This is a genomic window from Streptomyces sp. NPDC007164 (genome assembly GCF_040634135.1).
Lineage (GTDB): Bacteria > Actinomycetota > Actinomycetes > Streptomycetales > Streptomycetaceae > Streptomyces > Streptomyces sanglieri.
Genome location: NZ_JBEYFB010000001.1, coordinates 460285 through 477131, shown reverse-complemented (window position 1 = coordinate 477131; position 16847 = coordinate 460285). Strand labels below are relative to the sequence as shown.

Annotated in this window: 19 protein-coding genes and 1 pseudogene; 10 read left to right on the top strand and 10 right to left on the bottom strand. The window is 70.6% G+C overall.

All coding sequences use genetic code 11. The annotated features are described in order from the left end of the window. Nucleotides 1–155: 155 nt before the first annotated feature. Nucleotides 156–749, top strand: coding sequence for a TetR/AcrR family transcriptional regulator (locus ABZ622_RS02120; RefSeq protein ID WP_360539412.1), 594 nt, complete (start codon nt 156–158; stop codon nt 747–749). 40 nt (nt 750–789) lie between these two features. Continuing rightward, entirely contained in the window at nt 790–1236 is a 447-nt protein-coding gene (locus tag ABZ622_RS02115) for a hypothetical protein (protein ID WP_360539410.1), read from the top strand. Here ABZ622_RS02115 and ABZ622_RS02110 read toward each other — a convergent pair. Then, nucleotides 1215–2075 carry an HAD family hydrolase gene (locus tag ABZ622_RS02110; RefSeq protein ID WP_360539408.1) on the bottom strand — a complete coding sequence of 287 codons (861 nt, stop codon included), beginning with the start codon at nt 2073–2075 and terminating at the stop codon, nt 1215–1217. The two genes, ABZ622_RS02115 and ABZ622_RS02110, sit on opposite strands and share 22 nt — an antisense overlap. A gap of 291 nt (nt 2076–2366) precedes the next feature. Between ABZ622_RS02110 and ABZ622_RS02105 the strand changes: the two genes are divergently transcribed. The 3 genes from ABZ622_RS02105 to ABZ622_RS02095 all read left to right on the top strand — a co-directional run bounded on the left by ABZ622_RS02105 (nt 2367) and on the right by ABZ622_RS02095 (nt 4424). Continuing rightward, nucleotides 2367–3308, top strand: a complete 942-nt coding sequence (locus ABZ622_RS02105) for a nitroreductase/quinone reductase family protein (protein ID WP_360539406.1) — start codon at nt 2367–2369, stop codon at nt 3306–3308. An 11-nt stretch (nt 3309–3319) separates the two neighbouring features. Continuing rightward, nucleotides 3320–3727: a VOC family protein gene (locus tag ABZ622_RS02100; RefSeq protein WP_360539404.1), complete on the top strand. Its 408-nt coding sequence runs from the start codon at nt 3320–3322 to the stop codon at nt 3725–3727. A gap of 289 nt (nt 3728–4016) precedes the next feature. Then, nucleotides 4017–4424 (top strand): hypothetical protein, encoded by a 408-nt coding sequence (locus tag ABZ622_RS02095; RefSeq protein WP_360539402.1) that lies wholly within the window; start codon nt 4017–4019, stop codon nt 4422–4424. Between the two features lie 112 nt (nt 4425–4536). On the opposite strand, the gene ABZ622_RS02090 is transcribed toward ABZ622_RS02095, so the two are convergent. Continuing rightward, a complete protein-coding gene (locus ABZ622_RS02090) occupies nt 4537–4746 on the bottom strand; it encodes a DUF397 domain-containing protein (RefSeq protein WP_360539400.1) in 210 nt (69 codons plus the stop codon). Then, complete coding sequence (locus ABZ622_RS02085) at nt 4743–5582, bottom strand: helix-turn-helix transcriptional regulator (RefSeq protein ID WP_360539398.1); 840 nt, start codon at nt 5580–5582, stop codon at nt 4743–4745. The genes ABZ622_RS02090 and ABZ622_RS02085 overlap by 4 nt, the downstream gene beginning before the upstream one ends. A gap of 94 nt (nt 5583–5676) precedes the next feature. Between ABZ622_RS02085 and ABZ622_RS02080 the strand changes: the two genes are divergently transcribed. Continuing rightward, nucleotides 5677–5937: a hypothetical protein gene (locus ABZ622_RS02080; protein ID WP_360539396.1), complete on the top strand. Its 261-nt coding sequence runs from the start codon at nt 5677–5679 to the stop codon at nt 5935–5937. Further along, entirely contained in the window at nt 5934–6314 is a 381-nt protein-coding gene (locus ABZ622_RS02075; RefSeq protein ID WP_360539394.1) for a hypothetical protein, read from the top strand. Before ABZ622_RS02080 ends, ABZ622_RS02075 begins: the two co-directional genes overlap by 4 nt. Here ABZ622_RS02075 and ABZ622_RS02070 read toward each other — a convergent pair. Further along, nucleotides 6277–6726: a VOC family protein gene (locus ABZ622_RS02070; RefSeq protein ID WP_360539392.1), complete on the bottom strand. Its 450-nt coding sequence runs from the start codon at nt 6724–6726 to the stop codon at nt 6277–6279. The two genes, ABZ622_RS02075 and ABZ622_RS02070, sit on opposite strands and share 38 nt — an antisense overlap. 22 nt (nt 6727–6748) lie before the next feature. Between ABZ622_RS02070 and ABZ622_RS02065 the strand changes: the two genes are divergently transcribed. Both ABZ622_RS02065 and ABZ622_RS02060 read left to right on the top strand, forming a co-directional pair. Continuing rightward, complete coding sequence (locus tag ABZ622_RS02065; protein ID WP_360539390.1) at nt 6749–7363, top strand: ABATE domain-containing protein; 615 nt, start codon at nt 6749–6751, stop codon at nt 7361–7363. Nucleotides 7364–7386: 23 nt separating this feature from the next. After that, nucleotides 7387–7555: pseudogene (locus ABZ622_RS02060) on the top strand (GNAT family N-acetyltransferase); the annotation flags it as partial. Between the two features lie 13 nt (nt 7556–7568). Here ABZ622_RS02060 and ABZ622_RS02055 read toward each other — a convergent pair. The 3 genes from ABZ622_RS02055 to ABZ622_RS02045 all read right to left on the bottom strand — a co-directional run bounded on the left by ABZ622_RS02055 (nt 7569) and on the right by ABZ622_RS02045 (nt 11207). Next, on the bottom strand, nt 7569–9161 hold the full coding sequence (locus tag ABZ622_RS02055) for an FAD-dependent monooxygenase (protein WP_360539388.1): 1593 nt from the start codon (nt 9159–9161) through the stop codon (nt 7569–7571). Between the two features lie 70 nt (nt 9162–9231). Continuing rightward, nucleotides 9232–10212: an EamA family transporter RarD gene (gene rarD, locus ABZ622_RS02050; protein WP_360539386.1), complete on the bottom strand. Its 981-nt coding sequence runs from the start codon at nt 10210–10212 to the stop codon at nt 9232–9234. Between the two features lie 134 nt (nt 10213–10346). Continuing rightward, complete coding sequence (locus ABZ622_RS02045) at nt 10347–11207, bottom strand: SDR family oxidoreductase (protein ID WP_360539384.1); 861 nt, start codon at nt 11205–11207, stop codon at nt 10347–10349. Nucleotides 11208–11327: 120 nt separating this feature from the next. On the opposite strand from ABZ622_RS02045, the gene ABZ622_RS02040 reads away from it, so the two are divergent. After that, a complete protein-coding gene (locus ABZ622_RS02040; protein WP_360539382.1) occupies nt 11328–11768 on the top strand; it encodes a helix-turn-helix domain-containing protein in 441 nt (146 codons plus the stop codon). Here the strand turns inward: ABZ622_RS02040 and ABZ622_RS02035 are convergent. The 3 genes from ABZ622_RS02035 to ABZ622_RS02025 all read right to left on the bottom strand — a co-directional run bounded on the left by ABZ622_RS02035 (nt 11756) and on the right by ABZ622_RS02025 (nt 16830). Beyond that, on the bottom strand, nt 11756–13711 hold the full coding sequence (locus ABZ622_RS02035; protein ID WP_360539380.1) for an APC family permease: 1956 nt from the start codon (nt 13709–13711) through the stop codon (nt 11756–11758). The two genes, ABZ622_RS02040 and ABZ622_RS02035, sit on opposite strands and share 13 nt — an antisense overlap. A gap of 112 nt (nt 13712–13823) precedes the next feature. After that, complete coding sequence (locus tag ABZ622_RS02030; RefSeq protein WP_360539378.1) at nt 13824–14882, bottom strand: 2-oxoacid:ferredoxin oxidoreductase subunit beta; 1059 nt, start codon at nt 14880–14882, stop codon at nt 13824–13826. Further along, entirely contained in the window at nt 14875–16830 is a 1956-nt protein-coding gene (locus tag ABZ622_RS02025) for a 2-oxoacid:acceptor oxidoreductase subunit alpha (protein WP_360539376.1), read from the bottom strand. The genes ABZ622_RS02030 and ABZ622_RS02025 overlap by 8 nt, the downstream gene beginning before the upstream one ends. Between the last annotated feature and the right edge of the window lie 17 nt (nt 16831–16847).

The following is a 16847-nucleotide window of genomic DNA, read 5'->3' as shown; positions in this document are numbered from 1 at the left end:
GTCCCCCGATCGGCTCGTCGCGGCACGAACGGCACGAACGGTGCGAATTGACGGAACGACACGACACGGCACGTTCCGTTTCCGCTTGGGTATTGTTCGACCTCTGGCGACAGGCTGTCAACAAGGGCCGGTTCGGACACGCTTATGCTCACCGAATGATCACATCGCCGAGTTCACTGCGCCGCAGCGAGAGATCACGGAGAGCGACCCTGGAGGCCGCTCTCGCACTGTGCACGGAGAAGGGGTACGGCCGCGTCACCATCGAGGCCATCGCGGCCAGAGCGGGTGTCAGCAAGAAGACGATCTACCGCTGGTGGCCGTCGAAGAGCGCGGTGATCCTGGAGGCGTTCACCGACGCGCTGGTCGACACGACGCCGTTCGTCGACACCGGTGACATCGCCGCCGATCTGCGGGCCAATCTGAGCGGCGCGGTGAAACTCATCACCACGCCGCCGTTCGGCCCCGCGTACGCCGGGATCCTCTCCGAGATGCACCACGACGACGCACTCGCACGGACCGTCCGGGCCAAGCTGGTCGACCCCCGCTGCGACGAGGCGGTCGCCCGCCTGCGCCGGGCCCAGGAGCAGGGGCAGATCCCGCCGGACGCGAATCTTCCGCTGGCCGTGGAGATGCTGTACGGCCCGATGTACTACCGGCACGTCCTGCGCAAACCGATCCAGGACGAGGAGGAGATCGCGGCCCTGGTCACGCATGTGCTGCGGGCGATCGGGGTGCCGCCGGAGCCGTGAGGCCGGGCGGCTGTCAGAGGGGAGTGCGAACATGCGGCACATGGGAAATCTGTACGACTACTTCAGCGCACCGGACGACCCCGCTGCCCTGGCGGCCTTCGGCCGGGGGATCGAGGAAACCGGTCTCCCGCTGCTCCCGGTCAAGGGAATCGAACCGTACGTGCAGTTGGGCCGGGCCGAGAGCATGCTCACGGGCACGCCGTACGACGACGTCACCTCGCTCCCGCGGTTCAACCGGCTGCTCAGCTCACCCGATGACGACTCCCGCTGGCTGGTCACGCTCACCGACGAGCTGCGCGACGCGCTCGCGGCCGCGAGACCCGGCGGGTTCGCCGAGGTGGCCGAAACCTGGTCGCGCATCGAGGAGTTCGGCGGCGACTGCCCGCCCGGCGAACTGGCCGGCTTCCTCGCGCGGCTGGCGGACCTGGCCGAGGAGGCGCGGGCCCGCCCCGAGCCGCACCGGCTCTACTGCCTGATGTCGCTCTGATCGGTCTGCCGCCGCATGGCGCGGCCCGGCCCGGCCCCGAACACCCGCTCCAGCACCGCCGCGACCCCGTCCTCCTCGTTCGACGACGTCACCTCGTCCGCCGCGGCCCGTAGCTCCGGGTGGGCGCCGGCCATGGCCACGCCGTACCCGGCGGCGCGGAACATCGGCAGGTCGTTGGGCATGTCCCCGAAGGCGATCGCGGTGTCCGCGGCCACCCCGAGATACTCGGCGGCCAGTGCGAGACCGGTTCCCTTGTCCACGCCGTACGGCTGGAGTTCGACCGTGCCGGGTCCGGAGTGCGTGACGGTGGCGAGATCGCCGACGGCCCCTCGGGCCGCCTCGGCCAGCGCGTCGTCGGTCAGCTCCGGGTGCCGGATGAGCACCTTGACGACGGGCGCGGCCCACAACTCGTGCCGGTGCCGGGTCCGTTGGGCGGGCAGCGTCGGATGGGGCATCGCATAGCCCGGCTCGATCAGGGTCCGGCCCTCGGCCCCGTCCTGGTCCACGGCCGCGAAGACCGGCCCCACCTGGGCCTCGATCTTGCCGAGCGCGGTGTCGGCCGCCTCCCGGTCCAGGGTGAGCGCCCGCACCAGCCGCCCGGACCCGGCGTCGTACAGCTGGGTCCCCTGCCCGCACACCGCAGGCCCCCGGTACCCCAGTCCGGCGAGCAGCCCGCGTATCCCGGGGACGGGCCGCCCGGTGACCACGAGATGCCGGGCCCCGGCGCGGGCGGCCAGGGTGAGCGCGGCGCGGGTGCGGGGGCTCACGGTGTCGTCGCGGCGCAGCAGGGTGCCGTCCAGGTCGGTGGCGACGAGGGCATATGCGGGTGGGATGGGCATGGCACCAGACTAAGAGCGTCCGGAGCCCGGACGGCCGCGCGTTGACAGGCCCCCGCCGGGGTGCGTGTAATGGACCCGGTGTCGCGTGACGCCGGCCAAAGAGCAGTGGGCCGGCCGGTGCTCGGGCGAACACCCTTCACCGAGGGGCCCGTCATGAGTTCACACTCCGCGCCCTGCATCTGACGCAGCCGCGACCGCCGGTCGCACTCCTCCATTCCGCATGCCCCGGCACCGTGCACCGTCATGGGCCCGCGCATCGCGCTCACCCGTTCCCACGGAGACACAGAACGCATGCCCACACCTTTCAATGAATCCGTCATCGAGGAGTTCCGCGCCAACGGCGGGAAGGTCGGCGGCCCCTTCGAGGGCGGCGACCTCCTCCTGCTGACCACCACCGGCGCGAGGTCGGGGAAGGAGACCACGACACCGCTCGGCTACGTACGCCACGGCGAGACGCTGCTGGTCATCGGCTCCAGCCTCGGTGCCCCGCACCACCCCGACTGGTACCACAATCTGCTCGCCCACCCCGTGGTCCGGGTGGAGCTCGGCACCCGTACGTTCCAGGCCCTCGCGGTCCCCGCACAGGGGGCGCGGCGCGAGGAACTGTTCGCGCACGCCGTGCAGGCGGCGCCCGGTTACGCCGACTACCAGGCCCGTACCACCCGGCTCCTCCCGGTCGTGGTGCTGGAGCGCGCCGAGCCCGAGGGCTGGGAGCCGCTCCGCGACGTCAGCACCCTCGCGGACAAGGTGATGGAGGTCCACACCTGGCTGCGGGGCCAGTTGCGCCAGGTGAAGGCGGAGGCGGACGCACACTTCGCCGCACGGGCCGCCCACCGGGGCCCCGGCGCACCGCCTCCTCCGGGCCTCGGGCTCCAGATCAGGCAGCGCTGCCTGGCGTTCTGCCAGGCCCTGGAGTTCCACCACACCAGCGAGGACGACCACCTGTTCCCCGGCATCGCCCGCTACCACCCGCACCTGACGGACACCTTCGCCCGGCTCGCCGACGAACACCGCACGGTCGCCCGCATCCAGGGCGAGCTGGTGACCCTGCTGGCGGACATCGGCATCGCCGAACCCGAGCGCTTCCGCGCCGAACTGGACAGGATGTCCACGGAGCTGAACGCGCATCTCGACTACGAGGAGGAACAGATCCTGCCCCTGCTCGCCGGTGTCCCGTGGCCACCGGCGACCGAACCGACCTCCCAGACCGAACCGACCTCCCAGACCGACTGAAAGGCCGTTCCGTGCAGGCGAAAGCGAAAGTCAGAGTCAAGGACTTCGACCACCTGGTGCTCAATGTGCAGGACGTCGAACGATCCCTGGAGTTCTACTGCGGTCCGCTCGGACTGGAGCCGATCAAGGTGGACGAGTGGCGGGCGGGGAAGTTCCCGTTCCCGTCGGTGCGGGTCAGCCCGAGCGTGATCATCGACCTGCTGGGCCGGCCGCGCCAGGAGTCGAACGTCGACCACATCTGCCTGGTCGTCGAGCCGCTGGACTGGCAGGAGGTCATCGACGCGGGCACCTTCACCGTGCTGGAGGGCCCGGTCTCCCGCTCCGGCGCCCGGGGCGAAGCGCAGTCGGTGTACGTCCGTGACCCGGACGGCAACACCGTCGAACTGCGCTGGTACCCGCAGGACGCGGTGGGGGACTGACCGGCCGGTGGGGCCGCTCGTACCGCCCGCCCGGGTGAGCGGTACGACCGCCCGGATGGAGGCGGCTTGCGGATCCTGTTCCGGTCGTGACCGGGCCCCGTGGCGATCGTTCCCCAGACCATGAAAAAGATCTTGGCTGCCGCTGCGCTCGCCGTCCTGAGCATCACCGTCGCCGCCCCCACCCACGCCGCCACACCCTCGGCGGCGAAGCCCGCGCACGCGAACTCCGCCATCGCTCCGGCGACGGGGGGCGGAGATCCCCGAGGCCAACAGGTACGTACTCCACAACGTGGGTTCCCCCGCAGGGACGGGCCTGGGGATCGGACCCGTCCCGCTGATCTACCCGCCGATCGATGTCCCCGTGCGGAACCTCTCCGGCCCCTCCGTCGAGCGGTGGGTGGTGAAGCCGGCCGGGAACGGCCTGTGCACGATCATCTCCGGACAGGGACGGCCCGCCGAACCGGGACGCCCCGGTGACTACGCCCTCGTCGAGCGGGGCGACGACGTCTTCGTCTCGGCGACGCAGCAGCCCGGCCAGTGGACGATCGAGCCGGCCGGTGGCGGCAAGTGGACCATCGGAGTCCCCAACAGGGACAGGGTCATCACCCTGAACGAGGACGGCGAGTTCCCGCCGGTCGTCCTGGACCCGAGGAACGGCTCGGACGCCCAGCTGTGGGACTCGATCCTGCTCGGCTAGAGAGCCTTCCCGCCCGTGGCGCCAGGACATCGCGGCGACAGCGTGAGCGACGAAGCCTCGCCGTGCTCCCAATCGGGGGCGCGGCGGGGCTTTCGTCGTTGCGACGGCTGGTTCAGACGTTGCCGAACGCTCCTGTCCTGACGCCCGCCACGAAGGAGGCGAACGAGGCGGCCGAGGTGTTCAGCACCGGGCCGCCCGGGTTCTTGGAGTCGCGGACGGGGACCACGCCGAGCGGGGCGACGAGGTTGGCGGCGACCTCGATGCAGTTGCCGCCATTGTTGCTGTACGAGGACTTGTACCAGCGGGGGGATTCGGTCGTCACGGGGTGCCCTTTCGCAACTGGCTGATCATGGCCATGGACGCTGTCGGTGACAGCGCTTCGCCCTGCAGTTGATGGTAGGCCGTCAACATGGGCAGTACGGACGCGCTTTCACGGTCGAGATGCCCCTTGGACTGGGACTCGGCGTAGCAGATCACGGACCGGTCCGAGAGCGTCAGGAGATTGACCGGCAGATCAAACGTCCGTCGCTCTCCTATTTCGTACGGTGCCACCTGCAGCAGCGTGTTCGGCAGCTCGGCGAACTCCTGCAGCCGTGCCAGCTGGGCGTCCATGACGTCGGCCCCGCCGACGGGCCGACGGATGCAGCTCTCGTCCATGGTCACGAACAGCATGGGGGGCTTGGGTCGTTCCAGTGCCGCTTGTCGTTCCGCCAGGAACGCGACGCGCTCGTCGGCCTGCTGGGAGGTGATCGCGCCCCGCCGCACGGCGCTGTCTGCCAACACCTGTGCGTACTCCGGTGTCTGGAGCAGGCCAGGAACGATCCCGACCTCGTACAGCCGGATCTCCACCGCGCGACCCTCGTAGCCCACGTACTCGGGGAACCCCTGCAGCAGCACACCGTGCCGGATCTCGTTCCACGCGCGTTCGAACGAGTCTGCCGTCCCCTCGGTCCCGAATACGGCGTCGGCGGCGACCGAAAACTTGCGGGTTGGCGGTTTGCAGCAAGTTTCTACCGCCGAGATGTGCCTGCCCGAGTAGCCGATCAGCTCACCGAGATCGTCCTGCTTCCAGCCGCGAGCCTCGCGCGAACTGCGAAGACGGGCCCCGTAGGCCGCTTCAGGGCCTGCGTCGGGGTTTAACTCCTTGCGGTTTACCAACGTGTCCTCCGCATCTCGAACGTTGATGACTCCCTCGACCCTAGGCCACGCTGATCTCACTTGGTAGCGAAATGGTTACGGAGAGGAGTGGCTCGTGTGTGCGGAAAATAACCCCCCGAGCGACCAGGAGCCCCCGCAAGTCCCGCCCACCGGAACCCTGTTGGTGGATGCCGGTCGTAGCGACCGGGTGGGTGAGTTCCGGGGTGTGGCCGGCCCGCGCTGGTCGTTACGACCGGTCTGCGGCGGTGCGGAGTGGGAGGCGGAACCCGCGAGCCTGCGAGCGCCGAGTCCGATGGAGCGGCTGCGGGCCGAGGTCGTGCGGTGCAATGCCCGGAGTGAGGGGCGGATCCTGTGACTGATGACTCGAACGGGCTGCCCGAGCAGGTGAGTTACCAGTGCGCGGCGGTCGCCGAAGGGCTCGTGTACGGCACCGGAGGAACGGCGCGGTACGTCCTCGGCACCTTCCGGACCATCTCCCCCGTCCTCGCACTGCGCTGGCTCGGCGGGCAGGCATTGTGGATCGTGGACCGGCTCGGCCTCGACGACCACCTCGCGGAACTCCGTGCCTGGTACGAGGACCGCGAGAGCCAACGCGCCGCCCACGCGCACATCAAGAGCGGCGCCCCGCTCCTCGTCGTCGTCCCCGACGCGGACTGCACGTACACGCTGTCCGTACGTCCCGCGCCTGTCGGTGTCACTGCACGCAGAACTCGTTCCCCTCGGGATCGGTGAGCACCGTCCAGGTGCCGCTCTGTTCCGCCACCTCGCGGAGCACCGTCGCGCCCAGCCCCAACAGCCGCTCCACCTCGGCCTTGCGGCGCTCCGGGCCTGCGTGCACATCCAGGTGGAGGCGGTTCTTCGCCGTTTTGGGCTCCGGGACGCGCTGGAAGAGGAGCCGCCGCCCCAGGCCCGCCCCGCTGTCCTTGTCGTACGGGTCGTCCGGGTGCCGGACCCCCGCGAGGTCGCGCCAGGCGCGGCGGTCATGGGCCACGAGAGTGAGGTCCTCGGGCACCGCGCCGAAGCCGAGCAGCCGCTCGATCAGGACGCTGTGGTCCTCGACGGTGTAGCCGAGGGCCTCGCCCCAGAAAGCGGCCTGGGCGTGCGGGTCGGTCGAGTCGATGACGACTTTCCAGTCCAGAGTCATGGAAACCGTTTATAGTGGTTACATGAGCGAGTCGTCAACGGACGTGCCGGGGCTGGTACTTCGCACGCCGGAGGGTCGCCCCTACCGCTTCGATCCCGGGGCCCTGTGCCTGGAGCTGTTGCCCACCGGCGGGTACGCGCTTTACGCGGCGTACGAGGTGCTGCACGCCCCCGAGGACCTGGTGCGCTGGGCGGGGGAGAGCCGGCTGCCGGGCGGTCTGTCGCTGTCGGTGAGTGCACAAGAGCTGGCGCGGGCACACGAGTTGCGCGCCGCGCTGTGGAATCTGACCGTCGACCGGGCGCACGGCCGCGCCCTCGCCCGGCCCGATCTTGCCGTGGTGAACGCCGTGGCGGCCGAGCCGCCGCTCGTCCCCCGTATCGACCCCGGCAGCGGGTCCCTCGCCGTGGCCCCGGACGCCACCGGAACGGCTCTGCTCTCGACGGTCGCCCGTGACGCGGTGGAGCTCTTCACCGGTCCCTACGCCGACCGCATCCGCGAATGCGGCTCCGACAACTGCAAGCTGCTCTTCGTCGACACCTCGCGGCCGGGCAGACGGCGCTGGTGCGCGATGGAGCGCTGCGGAAACCTCCACAAGGTCCGGGCGCACCGCGCCCGGCACGCCCCGAAGGAGGCGTGATGCCTGCGGGGCGTGCGGCGGACCGGCTGGAGCTGGGCCACCGTACGGACAACCCGGCGTCGTGCCGGGTCGCCCGCGCGGCGGGGTTCGCGGTGGAGGGGCTCCAGCGGCAGAAGCTCGCTGCGGTACGACGTCGAGCTGCACGCCCGGCCGGCCACCGATCCGGAGCCCGCGCAGCGCCCGCAGCCGTAGGGGCGCCCCGCCGTCAGGCCGGACCGGCCAGGCGGTCGAGGTAGTCGCCGATCGCGCCGCTCTCCGTGGCCGGGGCGATCAGGGCCACGTGGTTGTCGGGGCGGACCAGGACGAGGAGAGCGGTGCCCGGCCCGACCCCGTACGCCGTGTGCGCGTGGCCCGCGTCGTCGGTCAGGTCGGCCGGGGCTCCCGCGTCCACGCCGTACGCCCGCACCGTGTCGCCGTACGCCGCCTCCGTCGCCCGTAGCACCTCGGCCGTGTCCGGGCCGAAGCCCAGCAGGGTGAAGTGCGGGCCCGCGAACGCCTCGAACAGGCGGGTCGGCCCGCCCGTCGCGGTGTCGCGGCAGGGGGCGTCGGGGGCCCGGTCGCCGGCCCGCAGGCGAGGGGTGGAGCCGGGGGCGGAAAGGGAGCTCCAGGGGTGGCCGAGGCCCAGGCCCGTCGTGTCGGCGGAGACCGCCGAGTCCAGGCCGCCGCCCGGCCGCCGGATCGCGTCCAGGGTCTCCCGCAGCCGCTCGGCGGTGATGTCCAGGGTCCAGGAGGCCACGGGCAGCCGCTCCTCCTCGTAGGTGTCCAGCAGGCCGGGGCCCGAGCGGCCGTCGACGACCCGGGCGAGCTTCCAGCCCAGGTTGTACGCGTCCTGGATGCCGGTGTTCATGCCCAGCCCGCCCGCGACGGAATGCACATGCGCGGCGTCCCCGGCCAGCAACACGCGCCCCACCCGGTAGCGGTCGGCCATACGCTCGTTGACCCGGTACGTCGACAGCAGCGTGGCCCGCGTCAGCAGCTCGGCCGGCAGCCGGGCGTGCTTGGCGAACAGCCGCCGGAAGCTCTCCAGGGAGGGCGGTACGAGCGCCCCCGCCGCGTCGCGCTCCGGCCCCGCCTGGAACCACCAGCCCGAGGCCGTACCCGGGATCGGGCACATCATCACGGCGCCGTCCTCGTCGAACCACTGGTGCCAGAGGCCGCGGTCGAGGCCGTCCGCCTCCACGTCCCCGCAGACCATCGCCTGCTCCTCGGTGGTCTTCCCCTCGAACGGGACGCCGAGCACTTTGCGTACCGGGCTGTGGCCGCCGTCGCAGCCCACCACGTACCGCGCCCCGATGCTCCGGCCGTCGGCGAGCGCGACGGTCACGGAGCCGGGGCCCTCCGACAGCGCGACCGCCTCGGATCCGAGTTCCACCCGCACGCCGTACTCCGCGAGGCGGTCCCGCAGGATCTCCTCCAGCTGCCACTGGGCGATGAGCCGGCCGTGGGCGTACGGGGCGTCCGGCGTCGGGTGCGAGGACTCGAACGGATCGGTGTCGGCGATCGCCTGCCCGTTCCGGTACTTGCGCATCGGCAGCGGTCCCGATCCCGCGGCCAGCACCCGGTCGACGACGCCCAGGTCCTCCAGCACCTCCAGGGAGCGGGGGTTGGGGCCCTTCGCCCGCGAGCTGCGCGGGAAATCGACGGACTTGTCGATGATCCGTACACCGATGGAACGGCGCGCCAGATCGCAGGCGAGCGTCAGACCGGTCGGGCCCGAGCCGACGATCAGTACGGGCGTGGTGGCAGGGGTGGTGACGGGCGTGGTGGCAGGCGGGGTTTCGTGCGGGGTTGCGGGCATGCGGGCTCCTCGGTCGCGGTTCCGTGGACTCCCAGGAAAACGTAACCAAGTTAAAAAAGCAACCAGGTAACTAATTCTGTGCTTGCGGGGCGGGTTCGTCGTTCGACGGCTTCGGGTGCGGTACCTGCCGCCGCGCCGCCTGACGGGCTTGACGCACCTGGATGCTCGACCGCCGAGCCGTCCGGAACGCGTCCCACGTCAGGAGCGTGAGCGCCAGCCACACCAGTGCGAAACCGGCCCACCGCTCCGGCGGCATCGCCTCGTGGAAGTAGACGATGCCGAGGGCGAACTGGAAGACCGGCGCCAGGTACTGCAACAGGCCCAGGGTGGAGAGCGGCACCCGGATCGCCGCCGCGCCGAACAGCACGAGCGGGACGGCCGTGACGAGGCCCGTCGAGGCGAGCAGCGCCGCGTGGCCGGCGCCGTCGGAGGTGAACGTCGACTCGCCCCGGGCGCCCAGCCACAGCAGGAAGCCGAGCGCGGGCAGGAACTGCACCGCGGTCTCGGCGGTGAGCGACTCCAGGCCGCTCATGTTGACCTTCTTCTTCATCAGTCCGTACGTCGCGAAGGAGAACGCCAGGATCAGCGAGATCCACGGCGGCCGTCCGTAACCGATCGCCAGCACCAGTACCGCCGCGACTCCGGTGCCGACCGCCACCCACTGCGCGGGGCGCAGCCGTTCGCCCAGGAGCAGGACGCCCATGGCGATGGTGACCAGCGGGTTGATGAAGTAGCCGAGCGACGCCTCGACGACATGGCCGTTGTTCACGGACCAGATGTACAGACCCCAGTTGACCGTGATCGTGGCCGCGGCCACCGATATCAGACCGAGCTTCCGCGGCTGCCGGATCAGCTCGCCGATCCAGGACCAGCGGCGCAGCGCCAGCAGTGCGACGGCGACGACCACGAGGGACCAGGCCATGCGGTGCGCGAGGATCTCGATCGCGCCGGCGGGCTTCAGCAGCGGCCAGAAGAGCGGGACGAGTCCCCACAGTCCGTACGCGCCGATGCCGGACAGAAGTCCCGCCCGCTGTTCGTCGATCCCCTTCACGGGCCCTCCAGGCATGTCTGTGTCAACTGCATGAAGGTAGCTCCGGGAAGGGCCCCGTGTCATGCCCGTATCGCAATACGGTCATGACACGAGGCCCCTGGGGTACGAGGGAACGGTGCCGCGAGGGAGCGGTGTTACGCCGTGGCCACCGCGGCGGCCACCGTCGCGGCGAGCGGCGTCGTCGGACGGCCGATCAGCCGGGCCAGGTCGCCGCTCGTGGTGGCGAGCAGACCGCGCGCGATCGCCTCGTCCACGTCGGCGAGGATCTCCGCGAAGAACTCGGGTACGCCGGCGCCGACAAGGATCTCCTGGTGCGCGGCGGCGGGCACGTTCCGGTACGCGATCTCCCTGCCGGTGGCCTTCGAGATCTCCGCCGCGTACTCCGCCAGCGACCAGGCGACGTCGCCGCTCAGCTCGTAGACCGCGCCGATGTGGCCCTCGCCGGTCAGTACGGCGGCGGCCGCGGCGGCGTAGTCGGCCCGGGTGGCGGAGGCGACCCGGCCGTCGCCCGCGTTGGCGACGACGGCGCCGTGCGCCAGGACCGGGGCGAGGTTCGCCGTGTAGTTCTCGGTGTACCAGCCGTTGCGCAGGAAGGTGTGGGGCAGCCCGGAGTCGAGGATCAGCTGCTCGGTGACCTTGTGCTCGGCGGCCAGCCGGAAGTCGGCGTCGGGGCCGCCCAGTACGCCGGTGTACGCGAGCCGGGCGACGCCGGCCGCCTTCGCCGCGTCGATGACCGCGGTGTGCTGCGGCACGCGCCGGCCGACCTCGCTGCCGGAGATGAGCAGGACCCGGTCGCCGGCCCGGAAGACGTCCTTGAGGGACTCCGGCCGGTCGTAGTCCGCGACGCGGAGCTCGATGCCGCGGGCGGCGAGCGGGGCCGCCTTCTCCGCGTCGCGCACGACGGCGGCGATCTCGCTCGCGGGCACGGTGGCCAGCAGTTCCTCGATGACGAGGCGGCCGAGCTCTCCGGTGGCTCCGGTGACGACGATGCTCATGGGGTTTCTCCTCTTCGGTGGCGCTTGTCCTTGTTCGGGCTCGCGGTTCGGGCTCGTACCACTCACCATAAGGGGTGCACTTACCAATCGAAAGTACCCACTTTGAAGTAAGGTACTGGGATGAAGGTAAGTGACCTGGGGGCGTGGCCCGATGCGAACGGTCAGATGTGCCCCCAGCGGCTGGTGCTCGAACACATCACCAGCCGCTGGGGTGTCCTGATCCTGATCGCACTGCTGGAGCGCCCGTACCGCTTCAGCGAACTGCGCCGCGAGGTGGGCGGCGTCAGCGAGAAGATGCTGACCCAGACACTCCGGACGCTGGAGCGCGACGGCATCGTGCACCGGGAGGCGAGGCCGGTGATCCCGCCCCGGGTCGACTACTCGCTCACCGAGCTGGGCCGTGAGGCCGCCGAGCTGGTGTGTGCACTGGGCCGCTGGACCGAGCGCCGCCTGAGCGCGGTACAGGTGGCGCGCGAGGCGTACGACGAGCAGAAGGCGCACGACGAACGTACGGCGCACGCTCCGCACGCCGCGTACGCCCCGAGTGGTCAGTCCGGCTGAGGGGCGCGCCCCTCCTCCAGCTCACGCAGCGCACGCGACACGTCGAACGGCAGGATCGTCACCGCCACGTGCGGCAGCGTCGCCAGTGTCTTCGCCATCTGCTCGCCCGTGCCCCGGTGCAGCAGCTTGCCGAGCACATGGGAGTACGTCCGCCGCGGCACCAGCACCGTCAGCGAGGTCCTGCCGTCCTGCGTGGTGCGGGTGGCGAGCTCCTTCATCGCATGGCGCAGCCGCCGGTCCGGGCACTCCACCAGCTCCAGCGGGACCGACGTGGCGGCCGTCGCCTCCCACCGGGCGGCCAGCCGCCGGCCGTGCGCCTCGTCGATCGCGAAGTGCACGGCCCGGATCTCGTCCGGGCGCAGTTCGTGCGCGTACCGCAGCGCCTTGATCGTCGCCAGGTCCAGCGTCTCGACGAGCACGAAGACCAGATGGCGCAGGTCCCGGGGCCGGTCGGCCCCCGGCGGCTGCATGCTCTGCAGCGCCGTCGCCTCGCGCCGGTACTCGCGGTTGATCCGTGTCAGCGCCCACACCCCGAGGGGGAAGACCACCACGACCAGCCAGGCCCCCTCGGTGAACTTGGTGACCGCGAAGATCAGCACGACGGCGGCCGAGATCACCGCGGCGAGCCCGTTGACCGCGATCTTCACCCGGCGGTACGGCTCGCGGCGCCGCAGGTGGTACGCGGTGAGACCGGCCCCGGCCATGGTGAAGGCGGTGAACACGCCGATCGCGTACAGCGCCACCAGCCTGTCCACGCTGGCCCCGGTGACCAGCAGCAGCGCCAGCGAGACGACGGTCAGCGCGATGATGCCGTTGGAGAACGCCAGCCGGTGCCCGCGCCGGGTCAGCAGCCGCGGCAGGAACCGGTCCTCGGCGACGAAGCTGGCGAGGAACGGGAAGCCGGTGAACGGTGTGTTGGCCCCGGTGTACAGGACCAGCGCGGTCGCCAGCTGTACGAAGATCAGCCCGACCGTCCCGATCGGTCCGCCGCCGAAGGCCAGATGGGCCTCCTGCGCGATGACCGTCGGGGTGCCGTCGGCGTAGGGCACGGCATGGGTGAAGTGCGCCAGCGTGGAGACGCCCAGCACCAGTACGCCGAGCACACAGCTCATCGTGATCAGGGTGCGGCGGGCGTTGCGGCCCTGCGGCTCGCGGAACGCGGAGATGCCGTTGGAGATTGCTTCGAGCCCGGTGAGGGACGAGCCGCCGTTGGCGAACGAGCGGAGCACGATGAAGAGCGAGGCGCCGTAGAGCCAGCCGTCGCCCGGGGTGCCGAGCGGAACGACCCCGGCGGCGTGCAGGTCGGCGTGCGGCAGTTCGCCGGTGAGCCCGCGCACCGCGGCGACGAGGAGGACGAGACCGACGGCGGCCATGAAGAGATAGGCGGGCAGCGCGAAGGCCCGGCCCGCCTCACGGATCCCGCGCAGATTCCCGTACGCGAGCAGCACGATGACCCCGACGGACACCGGGATCTGGAGGTGGTCGAGGCCGGTGAAGTCGGTGCCGACCAGGTGGGCCAGCGAGATCAGGGCGTTGGTGCCCGCCGAGACCTGGACGGCGACGGTCACGATGTAGTCGACGAGCAGCGCCACGGCGGCGATCTGCGCGATGTCCGGACCGAAGTTCTCCCGCGCGACCACGTAGGAGCCGCCCGCCCGGGTGTAGATCATGACGACATCGCTGTAACAGAGCGTCAGAAGCAGCAGCACCAGCAGGATGGCGCCGGTCACCGGCATCAGCAGGGTGAAGGCGGCGGCCCCGACGACGGGCACGAGGACCCGGAGCATCTCCTCGGAGCCGTACGCGGACGAACTGATGCAGTCGGAGGCGAGCACCCCGAGCGCCGTCCGGTTGTTCAGCTTCTCCTCGCTGATGCGCTCGGTGGTGAGCGGCTTGCCGAGCAGACGCCGCTTGATGCGGTACGCGGGACGGTCCAGGGTCATGGGCACATCGTGCGCGGCGGTCGGCCGCCCGCCCGGGACGCAATCGCCGGACGGGCCGAAATTCAGCCCGTCCGGCGATTGCGTGGTCCGGCTTCGACCTGCCGGGTACGCCCTAGCCGGCGACGGTCCAGGTGTCGTTGCCGGCGAGGAGCGCGGCGAGGTCGCCCTTGCCGTTCTGCTCGACGGCGGTGTCGAGCTGTTCGGCCATGAGGGTGTCGTAGACGGGGCGGTCGATGTCGCGCAGGACGCCGATGGGGGTCTGGTGGAGGGTGTCGGGGTCGGCGAGGCGGGAGAGCGCGAAGGCGGTGGTGGGTGAGGGGTTGTGGGCGTCGTGGACGAGGATGCGGGAGCGGTTGTCCTCGGTGACGGTCACGACCTGGAGGTCGCCGGTGGCGGGGTCGCGGACGACGCCCTTGCCGTTGTCCGTGCCGAAGAGGATGGGCTGTCCGTGTTCGAGGCGGATGACCGCGTCCTGGGCGCGTTCCTTGTCCTTGAGGGCTTCGAAGGCGCCGTCGTTGAAGATGTTGCAGTTCTGGTAGATCTCCACCAGCGCCGTGCCGGGGTGGTCGGCCGCGGCGCGCAGCACGCTGGTGAGGTGTTTGCGGTCGGAGTCGATGGTGCGGGCGACGAAGGAGGCTTCGGCGCCGATGGCGAGGGAGACCGGGTTGAAGGGGGCGTCGAGGGAGCCCATGGGGGTGGACTTGGTGATCTTGCCGACTTCGGAGGTGGGGGAGTACTGGCCCTTGGTGAGGCCGTAGATCCGGTTGTTGAACAGGAGGATCTTGAGGTTCACGTTGCGGCGCAGGGCGTGGATGAGGTGGTTTCCGCCGATGGAGAGGGCGTCGCCGTCGCCGGTGACGACCCAGACGGACAGGTCGCGGCGGGAGGAGGCGAGTCCGGTGGCGATGGCGGGGGCGCGGCCGTGGATGGAGTGCATCCCGTAGGTGTTCATGTAGTACGGGAAGCGGGAGGAGCAGCCGATCCCGGAGACGAAGACGATGTTCTCCTTCGCCAGTCCGAGTTCGGGCATGAAGCCCTGCACGGCGGCGAGGACGGCGTAGTCCCCGCAGCCCGGGCACCAGCGGACTTCCTGGTCGGACTTGAAGTCCTTCATGGACTGCTTGGCCTCGGCCCTGGGCACCAGGTGCAGGAGCTCGTTGGTGTCAGGCATCGATGGCCTCCTTGAGGGCCGTTGCGAGCTGTTCGGCCTTGAACGGCATGCCGTTGACCTGGTTGTAGCTGTGTGCGTCGACGAGGTATTTGGCCCGGATGAGGGTGGCGAGCTGGCCGAGGTTCATCTCGGGGACGATGACCTTGTCGTAGTGGCCGAGGACTTCGCCGAGGTTCTTCGGGAAGGGGTTGAGGTTGCGCAGGTGGGCCTGGGCGATGGGCTGTCCGGCGGCGCGGAGCCGGCGGACGGCGGCGGTGATGGGGCCGTAGGTGGAGCCCCAGCCCAGGACGAGGGTCCGGGCTCCGTCCGGGTCGTCGACTTCGACGTCGGGGACCTCGATACCGTCGATCTTGGCCTGGCGGGTGCGGACCATGAGGTCGTGGTTGGCGGGGTCGTAGGAGATGTTGCCGCTGCCGTCCTGCTTCTCGATGCCGCCGATGCGGTGTTCGAGACCGGGCGTGCCGGGCACCGCCCAGGGGCGGGCCAGGGTCTGCGGGTCGCGTTTGTAGGGCCAGAACACCTCGGTGCCGTCGGCCAGTTCGTGGTTGGGGCCGGTCGCGAACCGGACCCGCAGATCGGGCAGCTCCCCGGTCTGGGGGATCTTCCACGGCTCGGAGCCGTTGGCGAGATACCCGTCGGAGAGCAGGAAGACGGGGGTGCGGTAGGTCAGGGCGATCCGGGCGGCGTCGAGCGCGGCGTCGAAGCAGTCGGCCGGGGTCCTGGGGGCCACGATCGGGACGGGGGCTTCGCCGTTGCGCCCGTACATCGCCTGGAGCAGGTCGGCCTGCTCGGTCTTGGTCGGCAGACCCGTGGACGGGCCGCCGCGCTGGATGTCGATCACGAGCAGCGGCAGCTCCAGGGAGACGGCGAGCCCGATCGTCTCCGACTTCAGCGCCACTCCCGGACCGGACGTGGTCGTCACCGCGAGGGAACCGCCGAAGGCCGCGCCCAGCGCCGCCCCGATCCCCGCGATCTCGTCCTCGGCCTGGAACGTGCGCACGCCGAAGTTCTTGTGCCGGCTCAGCTCGTGCAGGATGTCGGAGGCCGGGGTGATCGGGTACGAGCCCAGATACAGCGGCAGGTCCGCCTGGCGCGACGCGGCGATCAGTCCGTACGACAGCGCCAGGTTCCCCGAGATGTTGCGGTACGTGCCCGGCGGGAAGGCCTGCGAGGCGGGTGCCACCTCGTAGGAGACGGCGAAGTCCTCCGTCGTCTCCCCGAAATTCCACCCCGCCCTGAACGCGGCCACGTTCGCCTCGGCGATCTGCGGCTTCTTCGCGAACTTCGCCCGAAGGAACGCCTCGGTCCCCTCGGTCGGGCGGTGGTACATCCACGACAGCAGGCCCAGCGCGAACATGTTCTTCGACCGCTCGGCCTCCTTGCGGGAGAGCCCGAACTCCTTCAGTGCCTCGATCGTGAGCGTCGTCAGCGGCACCGGATGGACGCTGTAGCCGTCCAGGGAACCGTCCTCCAGCGGGGAGGTCTCGTAGCCGACCTTCGCCATCGGGCGCTTGGTGAACTCATCGGTGTTCACGATGATTTCCGCGCCGCGCGGCACGTCGCCGATGTTCGCCTTCAGCGCGGCCGGGTTCATCGCCACCAGCACGTTCGGCGCGTCGCCCGGCGTGAGGATGTCGTGGTCCGCGAAATGCAGCTGGAACGAAGAAACCCCCGGCAGGGTGCCTGCGGGGGCGCGGATCTCGGCGGGAAAGTTCGGCAGGGTCGAAAGGTCGTTCCCGAACGACGCGGTCTCCGAGGTGAAGCGGTCACCGGTGAGCTGCATACCGTCTCCGGAGTCACCCGCGAAACGGATGATCACCCGGTCGAGGCGGCGGATCTCCTTGTCGCCGGCATCCGCATGATCGGAGCGGGGGGCACGCTGCCCCCCGACGAGCGCCTCGCTGGCCTCATCGGCCTGTTCGGCTGGGCTACTGACCTGGCTGGTCACTGAACTGGACCTCCCTC

Bases quoted from the DNA above. Each gene is read 5' to 3' on its own strand.
- ABZ622_RS02035 (WP_360539380.1), bottom strand. From the start codon at position 13,711: ATGACCCTGGACCGTCCCGCGTACCGCATCAAGCGGCGTCTGCTCGGC.
- ABZ622_RS02030 (WP_360539378.1), bottom strand. From the start codon at position 14,882: ATGCCTGACACCAACGAGCTCCTGCACCTGGTGCCCAGGGCCGAGGCC.
- ABZ622_RS02055 (WP_360539388.1), bottom strand. From the start codon at position 9,161: ATGCCCGCAACCCCGCACGAAACCCCGCCTGCCACCACGCCCGTCACC.
- ABZ622_RS02120 (WP_360539412.1), top strand. From the start codon at position 156: ATGATCACATCGCCGAGTTCACTGCGCCGCAGCGAGAGATCACGGAGA.
- ABZ622_RS02070 (WP_360539392.1), bottom strand. From the start codon at position 6,726: ATGACTCTGGACTGGAAAGTCGTCATCGACTCGACCGACCCGCACGCC.
- ABZ622_RS02045 (WP_360539384.1), bottom strand. From the start codon at position 11,207: ATGAGCATCGTCGTCACCGGAGCCACCGGAGAGCTCGGCCGCCTCGTC.
- ABZ622_RS02115 (WP_360539410.1), top strand. From the start codon at position 790: ATGGGAAATCTGTACGACTACTTCAGCGCACCGGACGACCCCGCTGCC.
- ABZ622_RS02065 (WP_360539390.1), top strand. From the start codon at position 6,749: ATGAGCGAGTCGTCAACGGACGTGCCGGGGCTGGTACTTCGCACGCCG.
- ABZ622_RS02105 (WP_360539406.1), top strand. From the start codon at position 2,367: ATGCCCACACCTTTCAATGAATCCGTCATCGAGGAGTTCCGCGCCAAC.
- ABZ622_RS02110 (WP_360539408.1), bottom strand. From the start codon at position 2,075: ATGCCCATCCCACCCGCATATGCCCTCGTCGCCACCGACCTGGACGGC.
- ABZ622_RS02040 (WP_360539382.1), top strand. From the start codon at position 11,328: ATGAAGGTAAGTGACCTGGGGGCGTGGCCCGATGCGAACGGTCAGATG.